Annotated in this window: 21 protein-coding genes; 11 read left to right on the plus strand and 10 right to left on the minus strand. The window is 67.3% G+C overall.

Annotation, left to right across the window (positions count from 1 at the left end; genetic code table 11):
* The first annotated feature begins 3 nt into the window (after positions 1-3).
* The 5 genes from gsiD (at position 4) to AC1DS6_RS11210 (ending at position 5,024) form a co-directional block, all read left to right on the plus strand.
* Positions 4-921, plus strand: a complete 918-nt coding sequence (gene gsiD, locus AC1DS6_RS11190) for a glutathione ABC transporter permease GsiD (protein WP_441633407.1) — start codon at positions 4-6, stop codon at positions 919-921.
* Between the two features lie 13 nt (positions 922-934).
* On the plus strand, positions 935-2,002 hold the full coding sequence (locus AC1DS6_RS11195; protein ID WP_477102500.1) for a DmpA family aminopeptidase: 1,068 nt from the start codon (positions 935-937) through the stop codon (positions 2,000-2,002).
* A 13-nt stretch (positions 2,003-2,015) separates the two neighbouring features.
* On the plus strand, positions 2,016-2,828 hold the full coding sequence (locus AC1DS6_RS11200) for a M55 family metallopeptidase (RefSeq protein ID WP_441633411.1): 813 nt from the start codon (positions 2,016-2,018) through the stop codon (positions 2,826-2,828).
* 169 nt (positions 2,829-2,997) lie between these two features.
* Positions 2,998-3,849, plus strand: a complete 852-nt coding sequence (locus AC1DS6_RS11205) for a hypothetical protein (protein ID WP_477102501.1) — start codon at positions 2,998-3,000, stop codon at positions 3,847-3,849.
* 95 nt (positions 3,850-3,944) lie between these two features.
* Entirely contained in the window at positions 3,945-5,024 is a 1,080-nt protein-coding gene (locus AC1DS6_RS11210) for a M14 family metallopeptidase (protein ID WP_477102502.1), read from the plus strand.
* On the opposite strand, the gene AC1DS6_RS11215 is transcribed toward AC1DS6_RS11210, so the two are convergent.
* From AC1DS6_RS11215 to dapC, 8 genes are all read right to left on the minus strand, one after another.
* Positions 4,943-5,416, minus strand: a complete 474-nt coding sequence (locus AC1DS6_RS11215) for a hypothetical protein (RefSeq protein WP_477102503.1) — start codon at positions 5,414-5,416, stop codon at positions 4,943-4,945. The genes AC1DS6_RS11210 and AC1DS6_RS11215 overlap by 82 nt on opposite strands.
* Entirely contained in the window at positions 5,364-6,815 is a 1,452-nt protein-coding gene (locus AC1DS6_RS11220) for an NHL repeat-containing protein (RefSeq protein WP_477102504.1), read from the minus strand. The genes AC1DS6_RS11215 and AC1DS6_RS11220 overlap by 53 nt, the downstream gene beginning before the upstream one ends.
* Positions 6,816-7,032: 217 nt before the next feature.
* The gene (prmB, locus tag AC1DS6_RS11225) at positions 7,033-7,926 is read right to left on the minus strand and encodes a 50S ribosomal protein L3 N(5)-glutamine methyltransferase (protein ID WP_441633421.1); all 894 of its coding nucleotides are present in this window, start codon (positions 7,924-7,926) and stop codon (positions 7,033-7,035) included.
* A gap of 48 nt (positions 7,927-7,974) precedes the next feature.
* Positions 7,975-9,126: a succinyl-diaminopimelate desuccinylase gene (gene dapE, locus AC1DS6_RS11230; RefSeq protein WP_045241502.1), complete on the minus strand. Its 1,152-nt coding sequence runs from the start codon at positions 9,124-9,126 to the stop codon at positions 7,975-7,977.
* A gap of 98 nt (positions 9,127-9,224) precedes the next feature.
* Positions 9,225-9,572, minus strand: a complete 348-nt coding sequence (locus AC1DS6_RS11235; RefSeq protein WP_441633423.1) for an ArsC family reductase — start codon at positions 9,570-9,572, stop codon at positions 9,225-9,227.
* Between the two features lie 23 nt (positions 9,573-9,595).
* Entirely contained in the window at positions 9,596-9,955 is a 360-nt protein-coding gene (locus AC1DS6_RS11240) for a hypothetical protein (RefSeq protein ID WP_441633425.1), read from the minus strand.
* 173 nt (positions 9,956-10,128) lie between these two features.
* The gene (gene dapD, locus AC1DS6_RS11245) at positions 10,129-10,956 is read right to left on the minus strand and encodes a 2,3,4,5-tetrahydropyridine-2,6-dicarboxylate N-succinyltransferase (protein WP_441633427.1); all 828 of its coding nucleotides are present in this window, start codon (positions 10,954-10,956) and stop codon (positions 10,129-10,131) included.
* A 65-nt stretch (positions 10,957-11,021) separates the two neighbouring features.
* Positions 11,022-12,239, minus strand: a complete 1,218-nt coding sequence (dapC, locus tag AC1DS6_RS11250) for a succinyldiaminopimelate transaminase (RefSeq protein ID WP_477102525.1) — start codon at positions 12,237-12,239, stop codon at positions 11,022-11,024.
* Positions 12,240-12,492: 253 nt separating this feature from the next.
* On the opposite strand from dapC, the gene AC1DS6_RS11255 reads away from it, so the two are divergent.
* Positions 12,493-13,482: a DMT family transporter gene (locus tag AC1DS6_RS11255; RefSeq protein ID WP_441633429.1), complete on the plus strand. Its 990-nt coding sequence runs from the start codon at positions 12,493-12,495 to the stop codon at positions 13,480-13,482.
* 24 nt (positions 13,483-13,506) lie between these two features.
* Here the strand turns inward: AC1DS6_RS11255 and AC1DS6_RS11260 are convergent, their stop codons facing one another.
* Positions 13,507-14,382: a ferritin family protein gene (locus tag AC1DS6_RS11260; RefSeq protein ID WP_441633431.1), complete on the minus strand. Its 876-nt coding sequence runs from the start codon at positions 14,380-14,382 to the stop codon at positions 13,507-13,509.
* 445 nt (positions 14,383-14,827) lie between these two features.
* Between AC1DS6_RS11260 and smc the strand changes: the two genes are divergently transcribed.
* The 5 genes from smc to AC1DS6_RS11285 all read left to right on the plus strand — a co-directional run bounded on the left by smc (position 14,828) and on the right by AC1DS6_RS11285 (position 23,668).
* On the plus strand, positions 14,828-18,343 hold the full coding sequence (smc, locus tag AC1DS6_RS11265) for a chromosome segregation protein SMC (protein WP_477102505.1): 3,516 nt from the start codon (positions 14,828-14,830) through the stop codon (positions 18,341-18,343).
* Positions 18,340-19,719, plus strand: a complete 1,380-nt coding sequence (locus AC1DS6_RS11270; protein ID WP_441633435.1) for a cell division protein ZipA C-terminal FtsZ-binding domain-containing protein — start codon at positions 18,340-18,342, stop codon at positions 19,717-19,719. The genes smc and AC1DS6_RS11270 overlap by 4 nt, the downstream gene beginning before the upstream one ends.
* Positions 19,720-19,753: 34 nt before the next feature.
* The gene (ligA, locus tag AC1DS6_RS11275) at positions 19,754-21,871 is read left to right on the plus strand and encodes an NAD-dependent DNA ligase LigA (RefSeq protein WP_477102506.1); all 2,118 of its coding nucleotides are present in this window, start codon (positions 19,754-19,756) and stop codon (positions 21,869-21,871) included.
* Positions 21,868-22,401, plus strand: coding sequence for a peptide deformylase (def, locus tag AC1DS6_RS11280; protein WP_035864901.1), 534 nt, complete (start codon positions 21,868-21,870; stop codon positions 22,399-22,401). Before ligA ends, def begins: the two co-directional genes overlap by 4 nt.
* 121 nt (positions 22,402-22,522) lie before the next feature.
* The gene (locus AC1DS6_RS11285) at positions 22,523-23,668 is read left to right on the plus strand and encodes a hypothetical protein (protein ID WP_441633439.1); all 1,146 of its coding nucleotides are present in this window, start codon (positions 22,523-22,525) and stop codon (positions 23,666-23,668) included.
* Positions 23,669-23,756: 88 nt separating this feature from the next.
* On the opposite strand, the gene AC1DS6_RS11290 is transcribed toward AC1DS6_RS11285, so the two are convergent.
* A complete protein-coding gene (locus tag AC1DS6_RS11290; protein WP_477102507.1) occupies positions 23,757-25,703 on the minus strand; it encodes a pseudouridine synthase in 1,947 nt (648 codons plus the stop codon).
* Positions 25,704-25,709 lie beyond the last annotated feature (6 nt).

Consider the following 25,709-nt stretch of genomic DNA (forward strand, 5'->3'; position numbering starts at 1 on the left):
GGCATGACCCAGCTTTCCACGCCCGCCAACGGCGACACCGCCATCCCGGCCGCAGCCGCCACGCAAGAAGCCGTGCGTACGCCCTGGACCGAGTTCTGGCGCAAATTCCGCAAGCAGCACCTGGCGCTCGGCGCCGGCGTGTTCGTGCTGCTGCTGGTGGCGGTGGCCGTCCTCGCGCCGCACCTGGTGCCTTATGACCCGGAGAATTTCTTCGACTATGACGCGCTCAATGCCGGCCCCTCCGCCGCGCATTGGTTCGGCGTCGATTCGCTCGGACGCGATATTTTCAGCCGCATCCTGGCCGGCGCCCGCATCTCGCTGGCGGCCGGCTTCTTCTCGGTCATCATCGGCGCCATCGTCGGTACCGTGCTGGGTTTGCTGGCCGGTTACTACGAGGGTTGGTGGGACCGCATCGTGATGCGCATCTCCGACGTCCTGTTCGCTTTCCCCGGCATCCTGCTGGCGATCGGCATCGTCGCCATCCTCGGCAACGGCATGACCAACGTGATCTTCGCGGTGGCGGTGTTCAGCATCCCGGCCTTTGCCCGCCTGGTGCGCGGCAATACGCTGATGCTCAAGCGCCTGACCTATGTGGAAGCCGCGCGCAGCATCGGCGCGTCCGACTTCACCATCCTGATGCGGCACATCCTGCCGGGCACCATCTCGTCCATCGTGGTGTATTTCTCGATGCGTATCGGCACCTCGATCATCACCGCGGCCAGCCTGTCTTTCCTCGGGCTCGGCGCGCAGCCGCCCACGCCGGAGTGGGGCGCGATGCTCAACGAAGCCCGCGCCGACATGGTGACCGCGCCGCACGTGGCGATCTTCCCCAGCCTTGCCATTTTCCTGACCGTGCTGGCGTTCAACCTGCTGGGCGACGGGCTGCGCGACGCGCTGGATCCGAAGATCGACCGGCGCTAAGGAACGCACGCAGATGTCCGGATGCATGCCGCATATCGGCGCGTTGCCAGCCGGCGCGCGCAACAGCATCACCGACGTGCCGGGGGTGACGGTGGGCCAATGCACGCTGGCCGACGGCGCCTGCCAGACCGGCGTGACGGTGGTGCTGCCGCATAGCGGCAACTTGTTTACCGACAAGGTGCCGGCCGCCGCGACCGTGCTCAATGGCTTCGGCAAGAGCGTGGGCCTGGTGCAGGTGGAAGAGCTCGGCGTGCTGGAGACGCCCATCGCGCTGAGCAACACCTTTGCCGTGGGCGCGCTGTCGCAGGCGCAGATCCGGCAGGCGATCGCGGCCAACCCGGAGATCGGCCGCGCCTGGCCCACGGTCAACCCGCTGGTGTTCGAGTGCAACGACGGCTACCTGAACGACATACAGGCGATGGCTGTGCAGGAGGCGCACTATGCGCAGGCTTGCGCCGCGGCCAGCGTGGATTTCGCGCAGGGCGCTGTCGGGGCAGGGCGTGGCATGTCGTCGTTCGGGCTGAAAGGCGGCATCGGCTCCGCGTCCCGCCAGGTGGGCGAATACCATGTGGGCGTGCTGGTGCAGGCGAACTTCGGCACCTTGCCCAATTTCACCGTGGCCGGCGCGCGCCTTGGCAGCGTGCTGGCCGAACGGCTCCAGGCGCATACGCAAGCGCCGGCGGAGTCCGGGCCGGAGAAGGGCTCGATCATCATGATCCTGGCCACCGACGCGCCGCTCGACGCCCGCCAGTTGCGCCGCCTTTCGCTACGCGCGGGCGCGGGCCTGGCGCGTACCGGCTCGGTATTCGGCCACGGCTCGGGCGACATCGCGCTCGCTTTTTCCACCGCCTACACCGTGCCCCAGCAAGCCGGCACGCCCATGCCGGCGCTGGCCATGCTGCATGAAACCGGGCTCGACGCGCTGTTCCATGCCGCCGCCGACAGCGTCGAGCAGGCCATCCTGCATGCGCTGTGGCAGGCGGAAACCGTGCATGGCCGTGATGGACACCAGCGTGTCGCGCTGCGCGAACTGATGCCCGGGCTGCCGCAATGGCTGCAGCGCGCGGCACCGACGAACTGAATCTCCACAAGCTATGAAGATCCTGATTTCCACCGACATCGAAGGCGTAGCCGGGGTTTTCCATCCCGAGCAGACGCGTGCCGGCAACGGCGAGTACGAACGCGCCCGCGCCTGGATGACGGCAGAGGCCAATGCCGCCGTCCAGGGCGCCTTCGCGGGCGGTGCGAGCGATGTGCTGGTCAACGATTCGCACGGTGGCTTTCGCAACCTGCTCCCCGACCAGCTCGACCCGCGCGCGCGGCTGGTGTTGGGCAAGCCGCGCTACCTGGGCATGATGGCCGGCGTGCAGGACTGCGACGGCGTCTTCATGATCGGCTACCACGGCCGCGCGCAGAGCCGCGGTATCCTGGCGCACACCATCAACAGCGGCGCGTTCGCCCGTATCTGGCTCAACGGGCAGGAACTGGGCGAGGCCGGCCTGTACGGCGCGCTGGCGGGCGAATTCGGCGTGCCGGTGCTGATGGCCAGCGGCGACGATGTCTTCGTGGATGAAACCCGCCCGCTGATGCCGTGGGTGCGCTATGTGCAGACCAAGGAAGCCGGCGGCAACGGCAGCGGCACCACGCTGTCGCCTGCCGCCTCGCGCGAGGCCATCGCGGCGGCCGCCGAACTGGCGGTGCGCAATGCGGACGGGCGCCCCCTGAAGATCGAAGGCCCGATCCGTTGCCGCCTGCAGACCCAGAGCCCGGCGTTCGCCGACCTGTTTTGCCAGTGGCCAACGCTGGAGCGCATGGACGGTGTCACGCTGGTGTTCGAGGCTGCCTCGGTGCAGGCGGCCGTGCGCATGCTGAACTGCCTGTCGGCGATGTCGTTCATGCTGAAGTAGGGCATTGGCCAGCCTGCATGGCCGGCGCTGGCGCGATGGTGGACAATAGCGGGTGGCGCGCCGCGGGTGGCGGGCCGTTCGCAGCATCCCGCAGCATCGCGTAGCATCCACCACGCAGCGCGCCGGCCCGGACCGGCAAGCGCGGGCAACCGCAGGCACACGCAGATTCATGATCGCAGTCAACGACGGGAGCTGGACCCCCGTATGCAAGGATTTCGTCGAACCCGGCACGCGCTGCCGGCAGCATGTCGGCCGTGGCCGGCATCACGGCTTCGGCAACGGGCAGGCCTATATCCTGCGTGACGCGCAGGGCCACGAGCACCCCTTCGGCGAAGCCTGCGCGCGTGCCGTGCTGGCCGAACCGGGCTTGCTCGACCTGGTTCCCGACTACACGGAGCGGGATGCAGGCCAGCCCGTGCCCGAGCCCACTGCCGCGGACAACGAGGAATTCGAGGCGCCTACCCCCGCCGTGGTGCGCGCGCGGGCCGTTGCCGGCGGCGGACGTGGCGGCAAGGCTGGCGATGCCGCGCTGCGTCGCGCGGCCGCCATCCGCTACCTGGTCCTGCGCATGGAGAAGGTGGCCGGTGTCCCCCGCGTACAGCCGACCGTGCGGTTTCCGGCGCTGGAAGAGGTCTACCAGGCCTATCTGCAAAGCGGCGAACTGCCGGATGCCCAGGTCAGGCGCATCCTCGCCATCGAGCGCAGCGCGGCCACTCCACCCAAGCTCAAGAGCATCAACCTGCTCGATGTCTACACCGCCCACGTCAAGCTGGAGCGCGTGATCAGGGAATCCAACCGGCTGGAACAGCGCAGGTTCCTGCGCAGCATCCATGACTGGCTGGCGCGGCACTTGGTGCTGTCCGCCGCACAGATCGCTGCCGCGGGCATCCAGATGCATCCACATGCGTTTCGCTCCCTGTTGCTTCGCGAGGCCCCGCAGGCGGATCACGACGACGCTAAAGGCATTAAGGATGCCAAGGGTGTCAAGAGTGTCAGGGGCGCCAGGGGCGCCAAGGGCTAGCTGGCCGGCTTCGGGTGGCTTCGGATGGCATTGGCAGGCAAGTTGGCGTTTAATAGCGGCACCCTCACTCCTCGCCAAGCGCGAAATCTGCTGTCATGTCCCTGCACACCAGCTTTTCCCGCAGCTATGCCGAAGCCAGGCAGAAATTCCGCGATGCCGCCCATGCCGCCGGCGCCACGCTGACCGATTTTCCCCATCCCACCAAGCGCGGCAGCGCCGGCGAGGAACTCGCCATGGATGTGGCCTGGGTCGGCGACGCCGAGGCCAGGCGCTTCCTGATGGTGACTTCGGGCATGCATGGCGTGGAGGGTTTCTGCGGTTCAGGGGCGCAGGTCGCCATGCTGGGCGACGCCGCGTTGCTGCAGGCGTGCGCCGATGCCGGCGTGGCGCTGCTGATGGTGCATGCGGTCAATCCCTACGGCTTCTCGCATATGCGGCGCGTCAATGAGGACAATGTCGACCTCAACCGCAATTTCATGGATTTCACCAGGCCGTTGCCGGAGAACGCGCCATACGCCGAAGTGGCGCCCATGCTGTTGCCCGAGCAGTGGCCGCCTTCCGAGGCCGCCCAGGCGGCGCTGATGAAGGCCGTGGCCGAGAAGGGCTTGTCCTGGTACCAGGCGGCGGTGAGCACCGGCCAGTATCAGGCGCCCGAAGGGCTGTTCTTCGGCGGCAACAAGGCAACGTGGAGCAACTACACGCTGCGCCGCATCCTGGCGCGCTTCGGTGCCGGGCGCGAAGCCTTGCGCTGGATCGACCTGCATACTGGTCTGGGGCCTTGGGGCTACGGCGAGCCTATCTATATGGGTCCGGACCGCGAAGAGGAAATCGGCGAGGCGCGCGCCATCTGGGGCAGCAATGTCACTTCGATCTACGACGGCTCGTCGGCATCGGCCAATCTCAACGGCATGGCCTGGATGGCCGCGCCGGAGACGTTGCCGACGCTGGCGTACAACGGCATCGCACTTGAGTTCGGCACCTTGCCTGTCACCGAGGTCCTGGAGGCATTACGTGGCGATCATTGGCTGCACCTGCATCCGGAGGCGGACGAAGGCCAGCGGAACCTGATCCGGCAGGCGATGTGGCATGCCTTCTACGGGGATACCGATGACTGGCGCGAGAGCGTCGTGGAGCAGGTCAGGGAGGCCGTGCTGAAGGGATTGGCGGGGTGGTGAGGGGGTGGCCGCGGAACCGCCTTGCCATACGGCGCGGCGGCTGCCGGTCGCTGATCCCTGCCAAGGACTCTTTCGGCGAGCCTGTAGGAATCCGAAAAAGGCCAGACGTAACGCCGGTTACCGGGGCAGTTGAACCTGCGCGATCTTGCGCTCATATAGTTGCCCGTATCGGCCACGTAAAGGTTGCCGCCGGTGTCCACCGCTATGCCAGGCGGGCTCCTGAACGATGCGGCCGGCCCGGCGCCATCGGCTCGGCCTCCGGTGCCGGAGCCGAGCCAGGGTGGTGACCACGTCAGCGGGAGTGATTCAGCGGATCGTGTGGTCACGCGTGCGATGCGGTCACTGTGGCGCGCGGACTGGCGTGATCTTGCGGACCATGTTGTTGTTCGCATCGCTCACATAGACGCTGCCGCCAGCGTCGACCGCGACGGCGGTCGGGTTCCTGAACGACGCGGCGGAGCCGGTGCCATCGGCCTGGCCCGAGGTGGGGGATCCGGCCAGGGTGGTGACCACGCCGGCGGGCGAGATCCTGCGGATTGCGCTGTTGAACGTATCGGCCACGTAGACGTGGCCGATGGCGTCAACCGCGATGCCGTAAGGACCGTTGAACGACGCGGCGGAGCCGGTGCCGTCGGCGAAGCCCGAGGCGGTGGAGCCGGCCAGGGTGGTGACGGCGCCAGCGGGCGAGACTTTGCGGATCATATGGTTGCCCATATCGGCCACGTAAAGGTTGCCGCCCGCGTCCACCGCCACGGCAGCCGGATTTTTGAACGACGCGGCGGAGCCGGTGCCGTCGGCGTGGCCTGATGCGGCGGAGCCGGCCAGGGTGGTGACCACGCCAGCGGGCGAGATCCTGCGGATCATGTGGTTGCCTGAATCGGCCAAATAGAGGTTGCCAGCGGCATCCACCGCCAGGCCGGCCGGGGTGTGGAACGACGCGGCGGAGCCGGTGCCGTCGGCGTAGCCTGACGCGCCGGAACCGGCCAGGGTGGTGACCACGCCCGCGGGCGAGATCTTGCGGACCACGTTGCCTACCGTCTCGGCCACGTACACGTTGCCATTGCCGTCCACTGCCATGCCGACCGGGGTGTTGAACGACGCGGCGGAGCCGGTGCCGTCGGCGCTGCCTGTGGCGCCGGAGCCGGCCAGGGTGGTGACCACGCCCGCGGGCGAGATCTTGCGGATCATGTTGTTGCTTCTATCGGCCACATAGAGGTAGCCGCTGGCGTCCACCGCCGCGCCGAACGGGAAGTCGAACGACGCGGCGGAGCCGGCGCCGTTGGCCGAGCCTGGGGTGGTGGTGCCCGCCACGGTGGTGACTTGCGCCAGCGCCTGCGGGCAGGCGATGGCCACGTTGGTCACATTGGCCGTGGCCGTGCCGCTGCCATTGCCGACGGCGCAGAAATGCCACAGCGGCTGGGTGCCCAGCGTCACCGCATAGCTGGCGTTAAAGGCGATCGGCGTGGCAAAGGTAAAGGGGCCGCTGGCTTTCACCATCAGCGCATCGCTGCCATTGTCGAGCAGCGTGATCGGGGTCCCGTCGGCCAGGCCGGAGACGCTGCCGCCGATGGAGTAGGTCGGTTGCGGCGTGGGAGCGGGACTAGTCGGACCAGTGGAAGACGGGCTGGCGGTTGTGGAGGAACCATCCCCGCCGCAGCCGGCCAGCAGGGCAAGCGTCAACATCAGGCAGGACGGGAGCGCCAGTTTGCTGTATGCGGGAGAAAGGGCTTGCTGGTGTCGCGGGACTTCGGGGTTGGTCTCGCAACGGGTGCGATGGGCTTTATGACGCATGGCGGATAGGAATCAGGTGTCGATAACGACAGCGATCCTATCCAAATGCATCACAGCAAAACTGACAAAAACTGACACCGCCCCACCATGTCAGGCTGGTTGTCGCCTCCGCCGGCTTGATCAGTCAAAACCGCGCGGAGCCGTCGAAAACGGCAGCGCCGCTGGTGCCGGGAAGAAAAAGACCGCAGGAATCCGCGGCCGTGTCTTGAGCAAGCCTTCAACCAGGCAGCGCTTCATAGGTCAGCAGGAACACCTGCTCCTCGCCGGCGCTGACCGGCAGCCAGACGATCTCCAGGTCGGGGAATGCCGCTTCCACGTTGGCATGCTCGTTGCCAATCTCCACCACCAGCGCCCCGCCGGGGTTCAGGTGCGCCTTGGCGCCGGCGATGATGCGGCGGACCACGTCCATGCCGTCGTCGCCACCAGCCAGCGCGATGCGCGGCTCGGCCTGGTATTCGGCCGGCAGCGCTTGCATGGAGGTTTCGTTGACGTAGGGCGGGTTGGTGAGAATCACATCGTATTTGGCGCCCGCGGGCAGCGGTGCGTACAGGTCGCCCTCATACAGGCTGATGCGGTCTTCCATCTTGTAGTCCGCCACATTGCGGCGAGCCACAGCCAGCGCGTCCGGCGAGATGTCGACCGCATCGATGCGGGCCTTCGGCCAGACATGCGCGGCGATGATGGGCAGGCAGCCGGAACCGGTGCACAGTTCCAGCACAGGGCCAATTTCGGCGCTGTCGCCCACCCAGGGTTCCAGTCCTTCCTGCAGCAGTTCACCAATGAAGCTGCGCGGCACGATCACGCGCGCATCCACGTAGAAGCGCAGGCCATGCATGAAGGCCTCGTTGGTAATGTAGGCCGCGGGCACGCGTTCGGTGACGCGGCGCTCGATGACGTTCAGCACGGCCTCGACTTCCTCGGGCAGCAGGCGCGCGTCGAGGAAGGGGTCGAGCGTGTCCAGCGGCAGGTGCAGCGTGTGCAGGACCAGGTAGGCGGCTTCGTCGTAGGCGTTGGCGCTGCCGTGGCCAAAAGACAGCTTGGCTTGGGTGAAGCGCGAGACCGCCAGGCGCAGCAGGTCGCGCACAGTGCGCAGGGGGGAGGGTGTGGCCATGGGTTCTTTCTTGTATCCGGGTGTTCGGGCAATAACGTGATCAGGCGGTCAGGCGATCAGACGTTCCAGCACGCCGCGGTAGATGTTCTTCAGGGGTTCGATAAAGCGCACTTCCACGTGCTCGTCGATCTTGTGGATGCTTGCATTGGGTGGCCCGAACTCGATCACCTGCGGGCAGATCTTGGCGATAAAGCGGCCATCCGAGGTGCCGCCGGTGGTGGACAGTTCGGTCTTGACGCCCGTTTCCGCCGCGATGGCACCGGCCAGCGCATCGGAGAGATCGCCGCGCGCGGTCAGGAAGGGCTCGCCACCCAGGGTCCAGGCCAGGTCGTATTCGAGCTGGTGGCGGTCCAGGATCGCATGCACGCGCGCCTTCAGGCCCTCGGGCGTGCTGGCGGTGGAAAAGCGGAAGTTGAAGTCGATGGTGACGTGGCCGGGAATCACGTTGGTGGCGCCGGTGCCAGCGTGGATATTCGACATCTGCCAGGTGGTCGGCGGGAAGTACTCATTGCCCTCGTCCCAGCGCTCGCCGACCAGTTCGGCCAGCGCGGGCGCGGCCAGATGGATGGGGTTCTTCGCCAGGTGCGGGTAGGCGATATGGCCTTGCACGCCCTTCACGGTGAGCTTGCCCGAGAGCGAGCCGCGGCGGCCGTTCTTGACCATGTCGCCGAGCGTGTCGACCGAGGTGGGCTCGCCGATCACGCAGTAATCAAGCCGCTCGCCGCGCGCCTTCAGCGCTTCGACCACCTTGACGGTGCCGTCGTGCGCGGGGCCTTCCTCGTCGCTGGTGATCAGGAACGCGATGGAGCCGGCGTGATCCGGATGCGCCTTGACGAATTCTTCCACGGCCACTACGAAGCCCGCGATCGAGGTCTTCATGTCGGCGGCGCCGCGGCCGTACAGCTTGCCGTCGCGGTGGGAGGGCAGGAAGGGGTCCGAGCCCCATTGCTCCAGCGGGCCGGTGGGCACCACGTCGGTGTGGCCGGCGAAGGCCAGCAGCTTGCCGTCCTGCCCGCGCGTGCCGCGCTTGACGGCCCACAGGTTGGTCACGCGGAAATCGTCCGGGCCGCTGACGATGGCTTCGCAGGCAAAGCCGAGCGCCTTCAGGCGTGTCTCCAGCACGGCCTGGCAGCCTTCATCGGCGGGCGTGACGGAGCGGCGGCGGATCAGGTCTTCGGTGAGGGCGAGTGTGGGGTTCATGGTGGCAGCGAGGAGGCACGTGGCGCCGGAATCCGGCGGGGTGCATTGTTCGAATCTTGCATCCTGGCAGCGCGCATGTCCTGGCGCTGCCATCGGGCTTAAAAGAGGCTTGCGTAATTATCCGGCGAAAACCCCACGCTGACGCTGCCCTTGTGGGCCAGCACAGGACGCTTGATCAGCGAAGGGCTTTGCTGCATCAGCGCAATCGCGCCGGCTTCCTGCTCGGCGCGGGCCTTGTCGGCGTCCGACAGCGCGCGCCAGGTCGTGCCCTTGCGGTTGAGCAGGCTCGCCAGCGGCACATGCGCGAGCCAGCCCCGCAGCATGGCTTCGTCCACGCCTTGCTTCTTGAAGTCGTGGAAGGTGTAGTCCACGCCGTTGGCTTCGAGCCAGGTGCGGGCTTTCTTGACGGTATCGCAGTTGGGAATGCCGTATAGCAGGACAGTCATGGCGAATTCGGGGCCAGCCGGGGCTAGCGCAGCAAGAGGTTGAGGGCGACCACCAGGCCGGCGAGGCCCAGCGCGAAACCGGCCATGGCCACCGCGGTCATCAGGCGCAGCCGGCGGTCCAGCCGCGCGGCCTCGCGGCGCAGGGCCTCGATGGTGATGGCGTGTTGCTCGGCCAGCAGCTTGACAGCCTCGGCCTGCTGCATGGCGGCGTTTTCCAGGTCGGCGATGCGGGCGGCCGCATCGCGCGAGTCCGGGCCGGGCATGTCGGTGCCGCCATCCTTGCGCTTGCCTTTCTTGAGCTTCTCGATGGTCTTGTTGGCCTGTTCGAGGATCGTGGGCAACAGCGAAAGAACGGTGGTGACGGTGGTCGGGTCCAGAGCCATGAGTCGCTTGCGAAGGGCGGGCCAGCTCATGCCGGCGGCGGTGCCCGTGGAACGGGCACCGTTGGGAAGCGGGGGAAGGGGAGTGCTAGTCTGATCCGGCATTCCGGGTCAGGCCGGCCGCGCACGCGCGCGGTTCCGGCTTGCGTCTGCTCCCTCTTTTACTGCCGGCGAAATCAGTCGCCGCGCAGCAGGTCGTTCAGGCTGGTCTTGGCGCGGGTCTGCGCGTCCACCTTCTTGACGATCACGGCGCAGTACAGGCTGTACTTGCCGTCCTTGGACGGCAGGTTGCCCGCCACCACCACCGAGCCAGCCGGCACGCGGCCGTAGTGGATCTCGCCGGTTTCGCGGTCATAGATCTTGGTCGACTGGCCGAGGTACACGCCCATCGAGATCACCGAGTTTTCCTCGATGATCACACCTTCCACCACTTCCGAACGCGCGCCGATGAAGCAGTTGTCTTCGATGATGACCGGGTTGGCCTGCAGCGGCTCGAGCACGCCGCCGATGCCGACGCCGCCGGACAGGTGGACGTTCTTGCCGATCTGGGCGCAGGAACCGACGGTGGCCCAGGTGTCGACCATGGTGCCTTCATCGACGTAGGCGCCGATGTTGACGTACGACGGCATCAGCACGGCGTTCCTGGCGATGAACGAGCCACGGCGGGCCACGGCCGGGGGCACCACGCGGAAGCCGCCCTTGGCGAAATCGTCAGCGGTCCAGTTGGCGAACTTGGTCGGCACCTTGTCGTAGAACTGGGCGAATCCGCCGGCGGACATCGGCGCGTTGTCTTCCAGGCGGAACGACAGCAGCACGGCCTTCTTGATCCACTGGTTGACGATCCATTCCTTGCCTTGCTTCTCGGCCACGCGCAGGGCGCCGGTGTCGAGCTGGCCGATCACGTTGGCGACAGCTTCGCGGATGTCGTTGGGGGCGGACTTGGGCGAGAGGCTTGCGCGGTCTTCCCATGCCTGGTCGATCAGGGCTTGCAGTGCTTGCGTCATATGCGTGTTTTCAGTGGTTGATCGTTGTCTACAACAAAACTCAGTGTGTGGCTTGCACGCGGGGCTCAGCCCAGCGACTTGCAGAAGGCGACGATGCGGCGCGCGCCTTCCAGGCATTCCCCGGGCGTGGCCACCAGCGCCATGCGCACGCGGTTGGCGCCCGGGTTGATGCCGTCGGCCTCGCGCGCCAGGAAGCTGCCCGGCAGCACGGTGACGTTCTGTTCGGCCAGCAGGCGGGCGGCGAATTCGGTATCCGTCAGTCCCGTGCGCGAAACATCCGCCCACAGGTAGAAGCCGGCATCGGGCAGGGCCACGTCCAGCACTTCGGCCAGCATCGGCGTGACTTCGGCGAACTTGCGCACATAGGCGGCGCGGTTGTCGCGCACATGGGCCTCGTCGTTCCAGGCTGCCACGCTGGCTGCCTGCACCGCCGGGTTCATGGCGCCGCCGTGATAGGTACGGTATAGCAGGAATTTCTTCAGCAGGGCGGCGTCGCCCGCCACGAAGCCCGAGCGCAGGCCGGGCACATTGGAGCGCTTGGACAGGCTGGAGAACATCACCAGCCGCTCGAAGGGATGGGTGCCTTCGGCGCGGCCCAGCTTGTGCGCCGCTTCCAGCGCGCCCAATGGCGGCTCGCCTTCCTTGAAATAGATTTCCGAGTAGCACTCGTCCGAGGCGATCACGAAGCCGTGACGGTCGGACAGCGCGAACAGCTCGCGCCAGTCTTCCAGCGACAGCACGGCGCCGGTCGGGTTGCCAGGGGAGCACACATAGACCAGTTGCACCCTGGCCCAGGTGTCGGCGGAGATGCGATCGAAGGCCGGGGCGAAATTGCGCGCCGGGTCGCTGTTGGCGAACACCGGGGTGGCGCCGGCCAGCAGCGCCGCGCCTTCGTAGATCTGGTAGAACGGATTGGGGCAGAGCACCAGCGCGCCAGGCCGGCTGGCGTCGACCACGGTCTGGGCGAAGGCGAACAGCGCCTCGCGCGAGCCGGTCACCGGCAGGACCTGGGTGGCGGCATTGACCGCCGGCAGGCCGTAGCGGCGCTGCAGCCACGCGGCTATGCACTGTCGTAGTGCGTCCGAACCTGCCGTTGTGGGATAATTCGCCAGTCCCGCAAGTGACTCCGACAGCGCCGTCTTGATGAATTCGGGCGTGGGATGCTTGGGTTCGCCAATGCCGAAGCTGATAGCGGGCAACGCGCCGTTCGGTTTGACGTCAGCCAGCATCACGCGCAGTTTTTCGAACGGATAGGGCTGGAGCAGGTCGAGGCGGGGATTCACGGTCAGGTTCAGGCCGGTAGGGCCAAGCTCAAAGCCGGTCATTATAAAGGATTGCCGGGCTTTCCCGCGCGCCCGCAAGGGCCTGGCGGCGCGCCGGATCCATCAGCGCGGCATGATGCAAGCCCCGCTCGCCTGTAGTCACCCGTCCGGCCCGATGCCGGTTACCGGTGGACGGGGCGCCCGTGTGTCCCTGGACGATTTTCCGATACCGAATACAAACAGGCCGCCCACCCGGCGGCCCTATCTCGCTTTTATGAGCAATCTGCCTGCTTCGCCTGCATCTTCCTGCGCCCCGGCCGGTTCCGAGCCGCATGCCTTCAAATCCACTTTATCCATCCTGCTGGGTGCCTCGGTCTGGGGTATCGCCTGGTTTCCGTACCGGCTGCTGGCAGGCTGGGGGCTGGGCGGCATGACGGCGGCGGCGCTGGTCAGCGCGCTGGCCGCGCTGATCGCACTGGCCGCGTTCGCGCGCCACTTGGGCGGCCTGCGCTGGTCGTGGCTGTTTGTCGCCATCGGCCTGGCGGCCGGCGTGACCAACGCCGGGTTCGTGTGGGGCAGCGTCAACGGCCACGTGATGCGGGTCTTGCTGCTGTTCTACCTGACGCCGGTGTGGACGGCCTTGTTCGCCCGCGCCTTCCTTGGCGAGAAGCTGTCCGCGGCCGGCTTGCTGCTGGTGGCGCTGGCGCTGTTTGGCGCGGGCCTGATGCTGTGGACGCCGGAAGTCGGCCTGCCGCTGCCGACGCATGCCGCCGAATGGTCGGGCCTGATCGGCGGCATGGGATTCGCCGTGAACAATGTGCTGTCGCGCCGGGCCGGCCAGCTCTACCCGGAAATGGATGCGCGCCTGCGCACCGTCATGGTCTACCTGGGTTGCACCGCGGTCGGCTTGCCCTGCGCGCTCTGGCTGGAGCCGGGCGGCGTCGCCTTGGCGCCGGCAATCGGCTGGGGCGGCCTGGCGCTGATGCTGGGCCTGGCCGCCACCCTGGTCCTGAGCAATTCGGTGGTCCAGTACGGGTTGCAGCGCCTTCCGGCCAATCGGGTATCCCTGCTGATGCTGTTCGAGATCGTGATCGCGGCGGTGTCGTCGTGGTGGCTGGCGACCGAGACGCTGAGCTGGAAGGAGGCCGCCGGTGGCCTGTGCATCGTGGCGGCCGGCGCCTTGTCCGGGCTGGTGCACCGCGCCAGGGCCAGCGCCGCCGCCGGCGCGGGTGGAGCCGGGGATCCGGCGCTGCAGCCGCAATAGCCAGCGGCCTGGCCTGGTAAGGGCTTAGTAAAGCATCGCCCGCGAGACAACCGCCACCAGCGGCCTGCGTATCGCGCGTTCGACGCCCGCGGGCAGGTGCAGCGGGCGCAGCAGCATCTTGACTGTCATTTCGATCGGCAGGTTGCGCCGGATTACCGCGCTGACCCTGGAATTGAGCTTGCGCACGTCCTTCTGTGGAATATGCTCGGTGCCGCGCTCGATGCGCAGCACATTGCGCAGTGCGATCTCCGCGTCTTCGTTCTTGATCTCCAGCAGGCGGCGCACCAGCGCGCCCAGCACGCGCAGGCGGCCGAGCCGTTCCGCGGCGTTGAAGCTGTTGAAGTAGCGGTAGAAGTGCTTGTAGTGGCGCACTTCGTCGTTGGCGATGCGGCGCGTCAGGCTGCGCAGCACCGGTTCGTCGCTGGCTTGCTCCAGCGCGCGGTAGAGCGCCGCGGTGCCGGTTTCGACTACGCATCGGGCGGCCATTTCAAGTGCTTCTGACGTCTCAAAATTGTCCACCGAGCAGGTGTGGCGGTATTCCTCGAAGAACCGCGCGTAACCGCGTTCCCAGTCGAACTCCGGCCAGACATGTTCCACGTAACGCCGCAGGGCCAGGCCGTGCTGCAGCTCCTCGGCCTCCCAGTGTTCGGACAGCCAGCCGGAAGCCTCCGGATGGGCGGCGTAATAGCCGGCCAGATTGCCGGCGTAAGTGTCCGAGCCGCTCTCAACGAACGAGGCGGACACCAGCAGGTAGAACAACTCCCGATCGGGCCGCACCCGGGCGATGTCGATCGCCCCGAAATCGATCTGGCTGAGAGACCAGGGCAGCGCTTTTGCCGTGGGACCGGCAGCCTGGCCGGGCGAGCTTTCGTGTGATGTCGCCGGTGTGTAGGCGGTCATGCTGGACACTCCCAGAAGAGTAGCGAGGCAGGCTTCGCGTTGTACCGGCGAGAGATGGCGTACTGGCCTCGGAATGAGGGGCGCAATGGGCATCAAAGATCACGCTGACAGTGAAGAGACTAGCATTAACCCTCGGAAGTTTCCCGCAGGGTGCACAAGGCAGTGTCGTTTCCGGCAATACAAGCGCTCCCTGGCATGCGAAACGTCACCCCGGAGTGTGGGGCTGGGACTGTACAAGGTGCATCGGAAATGGCTCAAACACCATTGGGAAATGGCTTCCGCTTAGCCCGGAAAGCGCGCGGACGCGGAAGGCACGATGGTATGATTAGCGCCAACTATCGGGCACAAGAGCCAGGCATGGGGCGCAAGCGGCACGCGTCGCCTGGCTTCTCGTTGAGCCCGGCTTCCTGAACGCTGCATTACGCTAAATACCCCACGACCAACCGTGCGACTGTCCTCGATCAAACTGGCGGGCTTCAAGTCCTTTGTCGATCCCACCAATTTTCAAGTGCCCGGCCAGCTGGTCGGCATCGTCGGTCCCAACGGCTGCGGCAAGTCGAACATCATCGATGCGGTGCGCTGGGTGCTGGGTGAGTCGCGTGCCTCCGAGCTGCGCGGCGAGTCCATGCAGGACGTGATCTTCAATGGCTCCACCGCCCGCAAGCAGGCCGGGCGCGCCAGCGTCGAACTGGTGTTCGACAACCCCGAGGGGCGTGCCGGCGGGCAATGGAGCCAATATGCCGAGATCGCCGTCAAGCGGGTGCTGACCCGCGACGGCACGTCCTCGTACTACATCAATAACCAGGCCGTGCGCCGCCGCGACATCCAGGACATCTTCCTGGGTACCGGCCTGGGGCCGCGCGCCTACGCCATCATCGGGCAGGGCATGATCTCGCGCATCATCGAGGCCAAGCCCGACGACATGCGGATTTTCCTGGAAGAAGCCGCCGGCGTGTCCAAATACAAGGAACGCCGCCGCGAGACCGAAAACCGCCTGTCCGACACACGCGAGAACCTGACCCGCGTCGAAGACATCCTGCGCGAACTCGGCACCAACCTGGACAAGCTCGAAGGCCAGGCCGAAGTGGCCCAGCGCTTCAAGACGCTGCAGTCCGACGGCGAGGAAAAGCAGCACCTGCTGTGGCTGCTGCGCAAGCGCGAGGCGCAGGCCGAGCAGGAACGGCACACGCGCGCCATCGAACAGGCGCAGATCGATCTCGAAGCCCAGACCGCGCAGTTGCGTCACGTCGAGGCCGAACTCGAAACCATGCGCGCCGCGCATTATGCGGCGTCGGACAACATGCACACCGCGCAGGGCGCGCTGTACGAAGCCAATGCCGAGGTCAGCAAGCTCGAGGCCGAGATCCGCTATGTGGTGGAATCGCGCAATCGCGTGCAGGCGCAGATCGCCGCGTTGACCGCGCAGCGCGAGCAGTGGCAGGGCAAGGCCGAGCAGGCCACCGACGCGCTCGCGCAGGCCGAGGAAGAACTGGCGGTGGCGGAAGGCCGCACCGTCGAGGCACAGGAGGCGGTGGCGCACAAGACCGACGAGCTGCCCACGCTGGAAGCCCAGTGGCGCGATGCCCAGACGCTGTCCAACGAGCAGCGCGCCAGCATCATGCAGGCCGAGCAGGCGCTCAAGCTCGAAGCCGCGCAGCAGCGCAGCGCCGACCAGATGCTGCAGCAGCTGGAACAGCGCCGCGAGCGCCTGTCCGGCGAGGAGAAGGGGCTCGACCGCCCGGATGAAATCCGCCTGGAAGAGCAGCGCGCCGAACTGGCCGAGCAGGAAGCCGTGCTGGAAGAAGCGCAGGCCATCCTGGCCGATTCCGCCGAAAGCGTGCCGCGCCTGGACGCCGGGCGCCGCAGCGCGCAGGAACGTGTGCAGAGCGAGGCCGCGGCGATCGCATCGCTGGAAGCCCGCCTGGCCGCGCTGAAGCAGCTCCAGGAAAACGTTCAGACCGAAGGCAAGGTGCAGCCCTGGCTGGCCAAGCACGGCCTGGCCGAACTGCCGCGCCTGTGGAAGAAGGTCCATATCGAGCCGGGCTGGGAAAGCGCGCTGGAATCCGTGCTGCGCGAAAAACTCGCCGCGCTCGAAGTCTCCAACCTGGACTGGATCACGTCCTTCCTGTCCGACGCGCCGCCCGCCAAGCTGGCCTTCTACTCGCCGCCGCCGGCCGCACGCCCGCAGGAAACCCCTGCCGGCCTGCGCCCGCTGATGGCGCTGGTGCAGATCACCGAGCCCGGCATCCGGGCCGTGATGCAAGACTGGCTGGCCGATGTCTATACCGCCACCGACATGGCTTCGGCGCTCGCCCAGCGCGCCACGCTGCCGGAAGGCGCATCTTTTGTCGTGGCCGAGGGCCACCTGGTGGGCCGCAGCTCGGTCCACCTCTACGCTGCCGATTCCGAGCAGGCCGGCATGCTGGCTCGCGAGCAGGAAATCGAGAACCTGCAGAAGCAGGCGCGCGCCCAGATGCTGCTGTCGGATGAGGCCAAGAGCCAGGCGGTACGCGCCGAAGCGGCCTACACCCAGGCCAGCGCCGCTCTGACGGAGGCACGCGGGCGCAGCGAGCAGGCCACCCGCCGCGTGCACGCGCTGCAGATGGACGTGCTCAAGCTGTCGCAGGCCATGGAGCGCTATGCCGCGCGCAGCGGCCAGATCCGCGAGGAGCTGGCGGAAATCGGCGCGCAGATCGAAGAGCAGCGCGCCATCCGCGCCGAATCCGAAGCCAGCTTCGAGCATCACGACGCCGCGCTGGCCGAAATGCAGGCCACGCACGAAGACCACCAGATGGCCTTCGAGGCGCTGGACAGCAAGCTGTCTTCGGCACGGCACCAGTTGCGCGATTTCGAGCGCGCGGCGCAGGAAGCCCTATTCGCCGAGCGCAATCTCGCCAACCGCATCGAAGAGCTGCGCCGCAATATCCAGACAGCCGGCGACCAGTCGGAGCGCCTTGCCCAGTCGCTGGAAGACGCGCGCGCCGAACTGGAAACCATCAACGAGCAGACCGCCCACACCGGCCTGCAGGATGCGCTGGAGCGCCGTGCCGAGAAGGAAGAAAAGCTCCAGCTCGCCCGCACGGAACTCGATGCGCTGTCAGCGCAGCTGCGCCAGTACGACGACCAGCGCCTGGCCGCCGAACGCAGCCTGCAGCCGCTGCGCGACCGCATCACCGAATACCAGTTGAAGGAACAGGCCGCGCGCCTGAACCAGGAACAGTTCAGCGAACAACTGACCACCGCCGAGGTGGACGAGGACGCGCTGGCCGAGAAGCTGACCCCGGACCTCAAGCCTTCCTACCTGCAAGGCGAAGTCACCCGCCTGAACAACGCCATCAACGCGCTTGGGCCGGTGAACATGGCGGCGCTGGACGAGCTGGCGGCCGCGCGCGAGCGCAAGACCTTCCTCGATGCGCAATCGGCCGACCTGATCGACGCCATCACCACGCTGGAAGACGCGATCCACAAGATCGACCAGGAAACCCGCGCGATGCTGCAGGGGACCTTCGACCAGGTCAACCACCACTTCGGCGAGCTGTTCCCGTCGCTGTTCGGCGGCGGCCAGGCCAAGCTCATCATGACCGGCGACGAAATCCTCGACGCGGGCGTGCAGGTGATGGCGCAGCCGCCAGGCAAGAAGAACTCGACGATTCACCTGCTGTCCGGCGGCGAGAAGGCCCTGACCGCGATTGCGCTGGTGTTCGCCATGTTCCAGCTCAACCCCGCACCGTTCTGCCTGCTCGACGAGGTGGACGCGCCGCTGGACGATGCCAATACCGAGCGCTACGCCAATATGGTGGCGCGCATGTCGGACAAGACCCAGTTTGTTTTCATTTCCCACAATAAAATCGCAATGGAAATGGCACACCAGTTGATTGGCGTGACGATGCAGGAGCAAGGCGTCTCGCGTATCGTCGCCGTGGATATGGACGCAGCGATGTCGATGGCGGAGGCAGCATGACGCTCCAGACTGCCCTTATCGTGGCAGGCATTGTCCTGCTGCTGCTGGTGGTGGCTTATAACCAATGGCAGATCCGCAAGGCGCGCCGCCCGCGCGCGCTGCAGCCCGAGGACGACCTGCCGCCGATGCGCGAGCCGGTGGTCAGCCCGGTGGTGACGCCGGAAGTCAGTGCCAAGCTGCACGAGCCGCCGGCCGCGCATGTCGTCGAGCGGCGCGAGCCCACGCTGTCGGGCTCGCCGCTGGACGCCGCCGCCGTGGCGGCCGGCATGGCCGCCAGTTCGGCGGATGCCGATGAAGCGGTGGCCGACGAAGTCGCCATCGCCGCCGCGCCGGCATCCGGCCATGCCGCCTCGCGCAAGCCAGCGGACGCCGAAGGTGTGCAAGCCGCGGCTGGCCAGCCGGTGGCGCAGGCGCACGCCGAACACGGGGGGCATGCCGAACACGCAGCGCACGAGGAAGGCGAAGGCCACGCGACCGCGCAGCAGGAAGCCGCGCCGCGCAAGGAAGCCTATGTCGAGCCCGCCGTCCCCGACGGCCAGCCCACGCCCGCGGTGATTGATCCGCTGATCGACTGCATCGTGCCGCTGCACCTGGAGCGCAAGAGCTCCGGTGACCGCATCCTGCCGCTCACCGGCCGCCTGCGCCGCGCGGGGACCAAACAGGTGCATATCGAGGGCCTGCGCGCCGAGGCCAATGCGTGGGAAGCGGTCACCGCCGGTCACCAGTACGAAGACCTGCAGGTAGCGGTACAACTCGCCAATCGGGGTGGGGCGCTCAATGCGCTCGAGTTTTCCGAGTTCGTCAACGCGGTGGAAGCGCTGGCGGAGTCGCTCGATGCGTCTGCCGAGCTGCCCGACATGAGCGAGACGGTCGCCAACGGTCGCGAGCTGGATGGGTTTGCCGCAAGCTGCGACGTGCAGCTTGGCGTCAATGTGATCTCCGACGGCGCGCCGTGGTCGGCCGCCTACGTGCAGACTGTGGCGACCCAGGACGGCCTGGTGCTGTCGCGCGACGGCACCCGCTTTACCCGCTACCAGGCCGGCGCCGATGGCGTTCAGCGTGCCTTGTTCACGCTGCAGTTCGGCGACACCAACTTCCTGCGCGACGATCTGACGGCCAAGGCTGGCCGTCAGATCACGCTGCTGCTCGACGTGCCGTCGGCGGCGCAGGCGACCAAGCCGTTCAAGACGGTGTGCGAGTATGGCTACAGCCTGGCGCAGCGCATGGGTGCGCAACTGGTCGACGACAATATGCGGCCGCTGAGCGAGTCGTCCTTCGTCGCCATCTTCGGCCAGCTGCAAACGCTCTACGACAAGCTCGAGGCGCGCGGCATGCCCGCAGGCTCGCCCGTGACCCTACGTTTGTTCAGTCTCTGAAACAGCAGTACGACATCGGATCCGGTCATTCAGCATGAGTTCCCAACGAGAAGGTGCGGCGGCGCAAGCCCCCGCACCTGCCGGCGATTCTCCCGCCGCGCGCGCCGACTGGCTGCGCGCCGAGCTGGAGCGGCATAACTATCAGTATTACGTGCTCGACGCGCCGTCGGTTCCCGATGCGGAATACGACGCGCTGTTCCGCGAGCTGCAGGACATCGAGGCGGCCCATCCCGACTTGCTGACGCCGGAGTCGCCCACCCAGCGCGTGGGCGGACAGCCGCTGTCGGCATTCGACACGGTGCGCCACGCCATTCCGATGCTGTCGCTCAACAACGCCTTCGAAGACGAAGATGTGGTGGCATTCGACCGCCGTTGCGCGCAGGGGCTGGCGCGGACCGCGCCGGCGGAGGGCACGGCCGACCTGTTCGGCACCGCCGATGCCGTGGAATATGCCAGCGAGCTGAAGTTCGATGGCCTGGCCATGTCCTTGCGCTATGAAGACGGCCGGCTGGTGCAGGCCGCCACGCGCGGCGACGGCGAAACCGGCGAAGACGTAACCGTCAATGTCCGCACCATCAAGGCCATTCCGCTGCGTTTGCGCGGGGCGGCGCCGGCGGTGCTGGAAGTGCGCGGCGAGGTCTTCATGTACCGCCGCGAGTTCGACAAGCTCAACGCGCGGCAGGCCGAGGCGGGCGAAAAGACCTTCGTCAATCCGCGCAATGCCGCTGCCGGCAGCCTGCGCCAGCTGGACCCGCGCATCACCGCCAGGCGGCCCCTGTCGTTCTTCGCCTACGGGCTGGGCGAACTGCAGGGCGCGCCGCGTCCCGATACGCACAGCGCCATGCTCGACTGGTTTGCCGGGCTTGGGATGCCGGTCTGCGCGGAACGCGCGGTAGTGCGCGGCGCCGAGGGGCTGCTGGACTTCTACCGTGGCGTGGGCGAGCGCCGTGGCAGCTTGCCGTACGACATCGATGGCGTGGTGTACAAGGTTAATGCGCTGGCGGAGCAGGAGCAGCTCGGTTTCGTGTCGCGCGCGCCGCGCTTTGCCCTGGCGCACAAGTTTCCCGCCCAGGAAATGACCACGGTGGTCGAGGACATTGAAGTGCAGGTTGGCCGCACCGGCGCCATCACGCCGGTGGCACGGCTGGCGCCGGTGTTCGTGGGCGGCGTGACCGTGACCAATGCCACGCTGCACAACGAGGACGAGATCCGCCGCAAGGACGTCCATATCGGCGATACCGTGATCGTGCGGCGCGCCGGCGATGTGATTCCGGAAGTGGTGGCGGTGGTGCCGGAGCGCCGGCCCGCCGATGCCCGCGCCTTTGTCATGCCGACAACGTGCCCCGTGTGCGGATCGCATATCGAAAAGCTGGAAGGCGAGGTGATCGCGCGCTGCACCGGCGGGCTGATCTGCGCGGCGCAGCGCAAGCAGGCGCTGCTGCATTTCGCGCAACGCCGCGCCATGGATATCGAGGGCCTGGGCGATAAGGTAGTCGAGCAACTGGTCGACCTGGGCATCGTGCATACGCCCGCCGACCTGTACAAGCTCGGCGTCGCCAAGCTGGCAGCGCTGGACCGGATGGCCGACAAGTCGGCCACCAACCTGGTGGCGGCCATCGAAGTGTCGCGTGAGACCACGCTTAACCGCTTCATCTTCGCGCTGGGCATCCGCCATGTGGGCGAGGCGACGGCCAAGGACCTGGCCAAACACTTCGGCAAGCTGGATGGCCTGCTGGCCGCCGATGAGGCCGCCTTGCTGGAGGTCAACGACGTAGGCCCGGTGGTGGCGCAGTCGATCGCCAACTTCCTTGCCGAGCCGCACAATGTGGAAGTCATCGAGCAATTGCGCGCGGCCGGCGTGCACTGGCAGGAAAGCGAACCGGCGGCGCGCGCCGCGCCCGCGCCGCTGGCCGGCAAGACCTTCGTGCTTACCGGCACGCTGCCCACGCTGTCGCGCGAGGCCGCCAAGGAAATGCTGGAAGCCGCCGGCGCCAAGGTGGCCGGTTCGGTGTCGAAGAAGACCGACTACGTGGTGGCCGGCGCGGAAGCCGGCAGCAAACTGGAAAAGGCCGAGGCGCTCGGCGTGCCCGTGCTTGACGAGGCCGCCATGCTGGCCTTGCTGGCCGAGATTCAAACCGGAGATCAAGGATGATCCGTGACATTCTAAAGATGGGCGACCCACGCCTGCTGCAGGTAGCGCGCCCGGTCACGCGCTTCAATACGCCGGAGTTGCGGCTGCTGATCGACGATATGTTCGACACCATGGATCACGCCAACGGCGCTGGCCTCGCCGCGCCGCAGATCGGCGTGGACCTCCAGGTGGTGATCTTCGGTTTCGATCGCAATCCGCGCTATCCGGATGCGCCGACCGTGCCCAAGACCGTGCTGATCAATCCCGAGCTGACGCCGATTGGCGAGGAGCAGGACGAGGCCTGGGAAGGCTGCCTGTCGGTACCGGGCTTGCGTGGCGTGGTGCCTCGCTATACCCGGCTGAAGTACACCGGATTCGACATGATGGGGGCGCGCATCGAGCGGGTGGCGGAGGACTTCCATGCGCGGGTGGTGCAGCATGAATGCGATCACCTGCAGGGTATCCTTTATCCCATGCGAGTGCGGGATTTCACGCGATTCGGCTTTACCGAGGTACTGTTCCCCGAGTTGCCTCCCAATAGCGACGACTGATCGCTTCGCCCGGCGCGGCGGGGGCCTTCCCGTCGCCGCGCTTCCTGGCGCGGTGCGACTTCACCAACGAGAATGGAGCGGCGGCCAGGCGTTGTGCCGCTTCGGTATCAGGAGACGGGACATGAGGACATTGCGCCGTGGGCGTTACGCGCCGATCGCGCTGCTTGCGCTCGCGGTCGCCGCGCAGTTCGGCTGCGCGGCGACCGGCGTGGACAACGGTGCCGCGCAGGCCAGGCCGGCAACCGCCGCGGCGCCACAGGCGGCGGCCTCCCACTGGCAGCGCGTAAAGCTTGGCACGGGCGCGCAGACCTACGATTTCCCGGTCTATGCCAACCATCCGCTGGACGGTGATCTGAGCGGCATCCGCGAGGTGATCTTTGTTCAGCACGGGCTGCAGCGTAACGGCGACGACTACTTCGCCGCCGGCGCGGACTTGCTCAGGCAAACCGGCCGCAATCCCGACGAGGTGCTGCTGCTGGCGCCCAATTTCCCCGGCACGCCGGACGTGGCCAAGGGCAAGGTCTTCGACCATATGCCGGTGTGGAGCGTGCAGGGCTGGATGGGCGGCGAGGATGCCCTCAACCCACCGTACTCGACCAGCTCGCTGCAGGTGCTGGACGATCTCGTCGGCATGGTGACCGACAAGCGCCGCTTCCCGGCCGTGACCCGCGTAACGATTGCCGGCCATTCGGGCGGCGCGCAACTGGTGCACCGCTATGCGGTACTGAACAATGTCGACGAGCGCATTCGCGCGGGCGGTATCGACCTGCGCTACGTGGTGGCGAATCCTTCGTCGTATCTCTATTTCACGCCGGAGCGCCCGAGCGGCAAGGGCTTCGCACGCTATGACACGGCCATTTGCGCGGACTACGACAAATACCGGTACGGCATGCGCGACATGGTGCCGTATGCGCGCGGCGCGACGGGCGACGCGCTGTTCCGCCGCTATCTGCAGCGCCAGGTGACCTATCTGGTGGGGACGGAAGACAACGACCCCAACCACCGCGTGCTCGACAAGGCCTGCGGCGCCGAAGCCGAAGGCCCGACCAGGCTGGAGCGGGCGCGCGGCTACCTGCGCTACGAGCGCTATCTTGCCGCCCCGTTGGGCAGCCAGCGCCCGCCGGTCCGCCACCAGGCCTTCGAGGTGGTCGGCGTCGGCCATAACCAGGGGCGCATGCTTGGCTCGCAATGCGGGGCGAAAGCGGTATTCGGGCTGGCGGAGACGGCCAATGCCGATGGCGCGGCTTGCCGGGCGCCGCAGCTATGAGGTGACGGGAGTGGGGCAGGGCGCTGGCACGCGCCGATCAGTGTGAACGCTGGCGGCCACCTGGCCGCCAGCGTTCAGGGCAAGGCGCTCAGAACTTCTCGAACGCGCCGAGGAAGCGCCACTGGCCGACCGGCAGGTCGCCCAGCACGATGCGGCCCATGCGCACGCGCTTCAGGCCCACGACCCGCAGGCCGACCTGTTCGCACATGCGGCGGATCTGCCGCTTCTTGCCCTCGCGCAGCACGAAGCGCAATTGCTCCTCGTTCTGCCAGCTGACCTTGGCCGGCTTGAGCGCCTCGCCGTCCAGGGACAGGCCGTGGCGCAGCTTCTCGATCAGCTCCGCGGGGAAGACTTTCGAGATATCGCGCTCGACCAGGCCTTCGGGCGAATCCCAGCTCACCCGCACCAGGTATTCCTTCTCCACCGTCGAGTCTTCACCGATCAGGTGGCGCGCAACGCGGCCGTCCTGGGTCAGCACCAGCAGGCCGGTGGAGTCGATGTCGAGCCGGCCGGCGGGGGCCAGGCTCTTGCGCTGCCACGGGGCGAAGCGCTTGCGGGTGGGGTCGAGTTCCCACTGGTTCTCCGGCGCGAACAGCACCGCGGCCGGCTCATAGCCGTCCTCGGCCTGGCCCGACACGTAGCCGACGGGCTTGTGCAGCAACACGGTCACGCGTTCGCCCTGCTCGGAGCGGGCAGCCTGGTGGATCTCGATGTTGGCGTCCGGGCTGATGCGCGAGCCGAGTTCAGTGACGGGCTGGCCGTCGACCAGCACCCAGCCGCGCGGAATCCATTCGTCGGCTTCGCGGCGCGAGCACAGGCCGAGTTCCGACATCCGCTTGGACAGGCGTACCAGGCCATCGGAGCTGGGCTGGGGCGCATGCCGCGCGGGCGCGGCGCGCTCCGCGCCCGTGCCCTGGCCGGCATCGTGCGCGCGGCGCGGACGGCTTTGTCCTTCGCCGGGGGCGAAGTTGCGCGGGCGATCATTGCCTTCGCCGGCAAAGCGGCGCGGGCGATCCTGGCTTTCACCGGGGGCGAAACGGCGCGGACGATCCTGACCTTCGCCGGGGGTGAAGCGGCGCGGACGATCCTGACCTTCTCCAGGGGTGAAGCGGCGGGGGCGATCCTGGCCTTCGCCGGGGGCGAAACGGCGCGGACGATCCTGGCCTTCACCGGAGTCGAAACGGCGCGGGCGATCATTACCTTCGCCAGCAAAGCGGCGGGGACGATCCTGACCTTCGCCGGGGCCGAAACGGCGGGGGCGATCCTGGCCTTCACCGGGGGTGAAACGGCGCGGGCGGTCCTGGCCTTCACCGGGACCGAAATTGCGCGGGCGATCATTACCTTCGCCAGCAAAGCGGCGGGGACGATCCTGACCTTCGCCAGGGCCGAAACGGCGGGGGCGATCCTGGCCTTCACCGGGGGTGAAACGGCGCGGGCGGTCCTGGCCTTCACCGGGACCGAAATTGCGCGGGCGATCATTGCCTTCGCCAGCAAAGCGGCGGGGACGATCCTGACCTTCGCCGGGGCCGAAACGGCGGGGGCGATCCTGGCCTTCACCGGGGGTGAAACGGCGCGGGCGGTCCTGACCCTCACCTGAGTCGAAACGGCGCGGGCGATCCTGGCCTTCGCCAGCAAAGCGGCGGGGACGATCCTGGCCTTCACCGGGGGGGAAACGGCGCGGGCGGTCCTGGCCTTCGCCAGCAAAGCGCCGCGGACGATCCTGCCCTTCGCCTGAACCGAAACGGCGCGGACGGTCGTCGCCTTCGCCGGCAAAGCGGCGGGGACGGTCCTGGCCTTCACCGGTGCGCGGGCCACGTGGCGGGCGCTGGGCACCGTCTTCCGCCTTCTTGCGCGAGCGCTCGCCGCCGCCGGCGCGCTCCTGTGCCTGCTTGATGCCGTCGACCACGGCGCGTACGCGACCGCGGTTCAGGTCTGACACGCGCACCGGCCGGGTGGCGCCGGGTTTGCGGGCGTTGCCTTCGGAGGCGGCCTTGATGCCCAGCGTCTTGCGCTTGGGCGAATTGCTATCGGTCATATCTTC

The sequence above is a fragment of the Cupriavidus sp. 05L310 genome, from assembly GCF_056398185.1.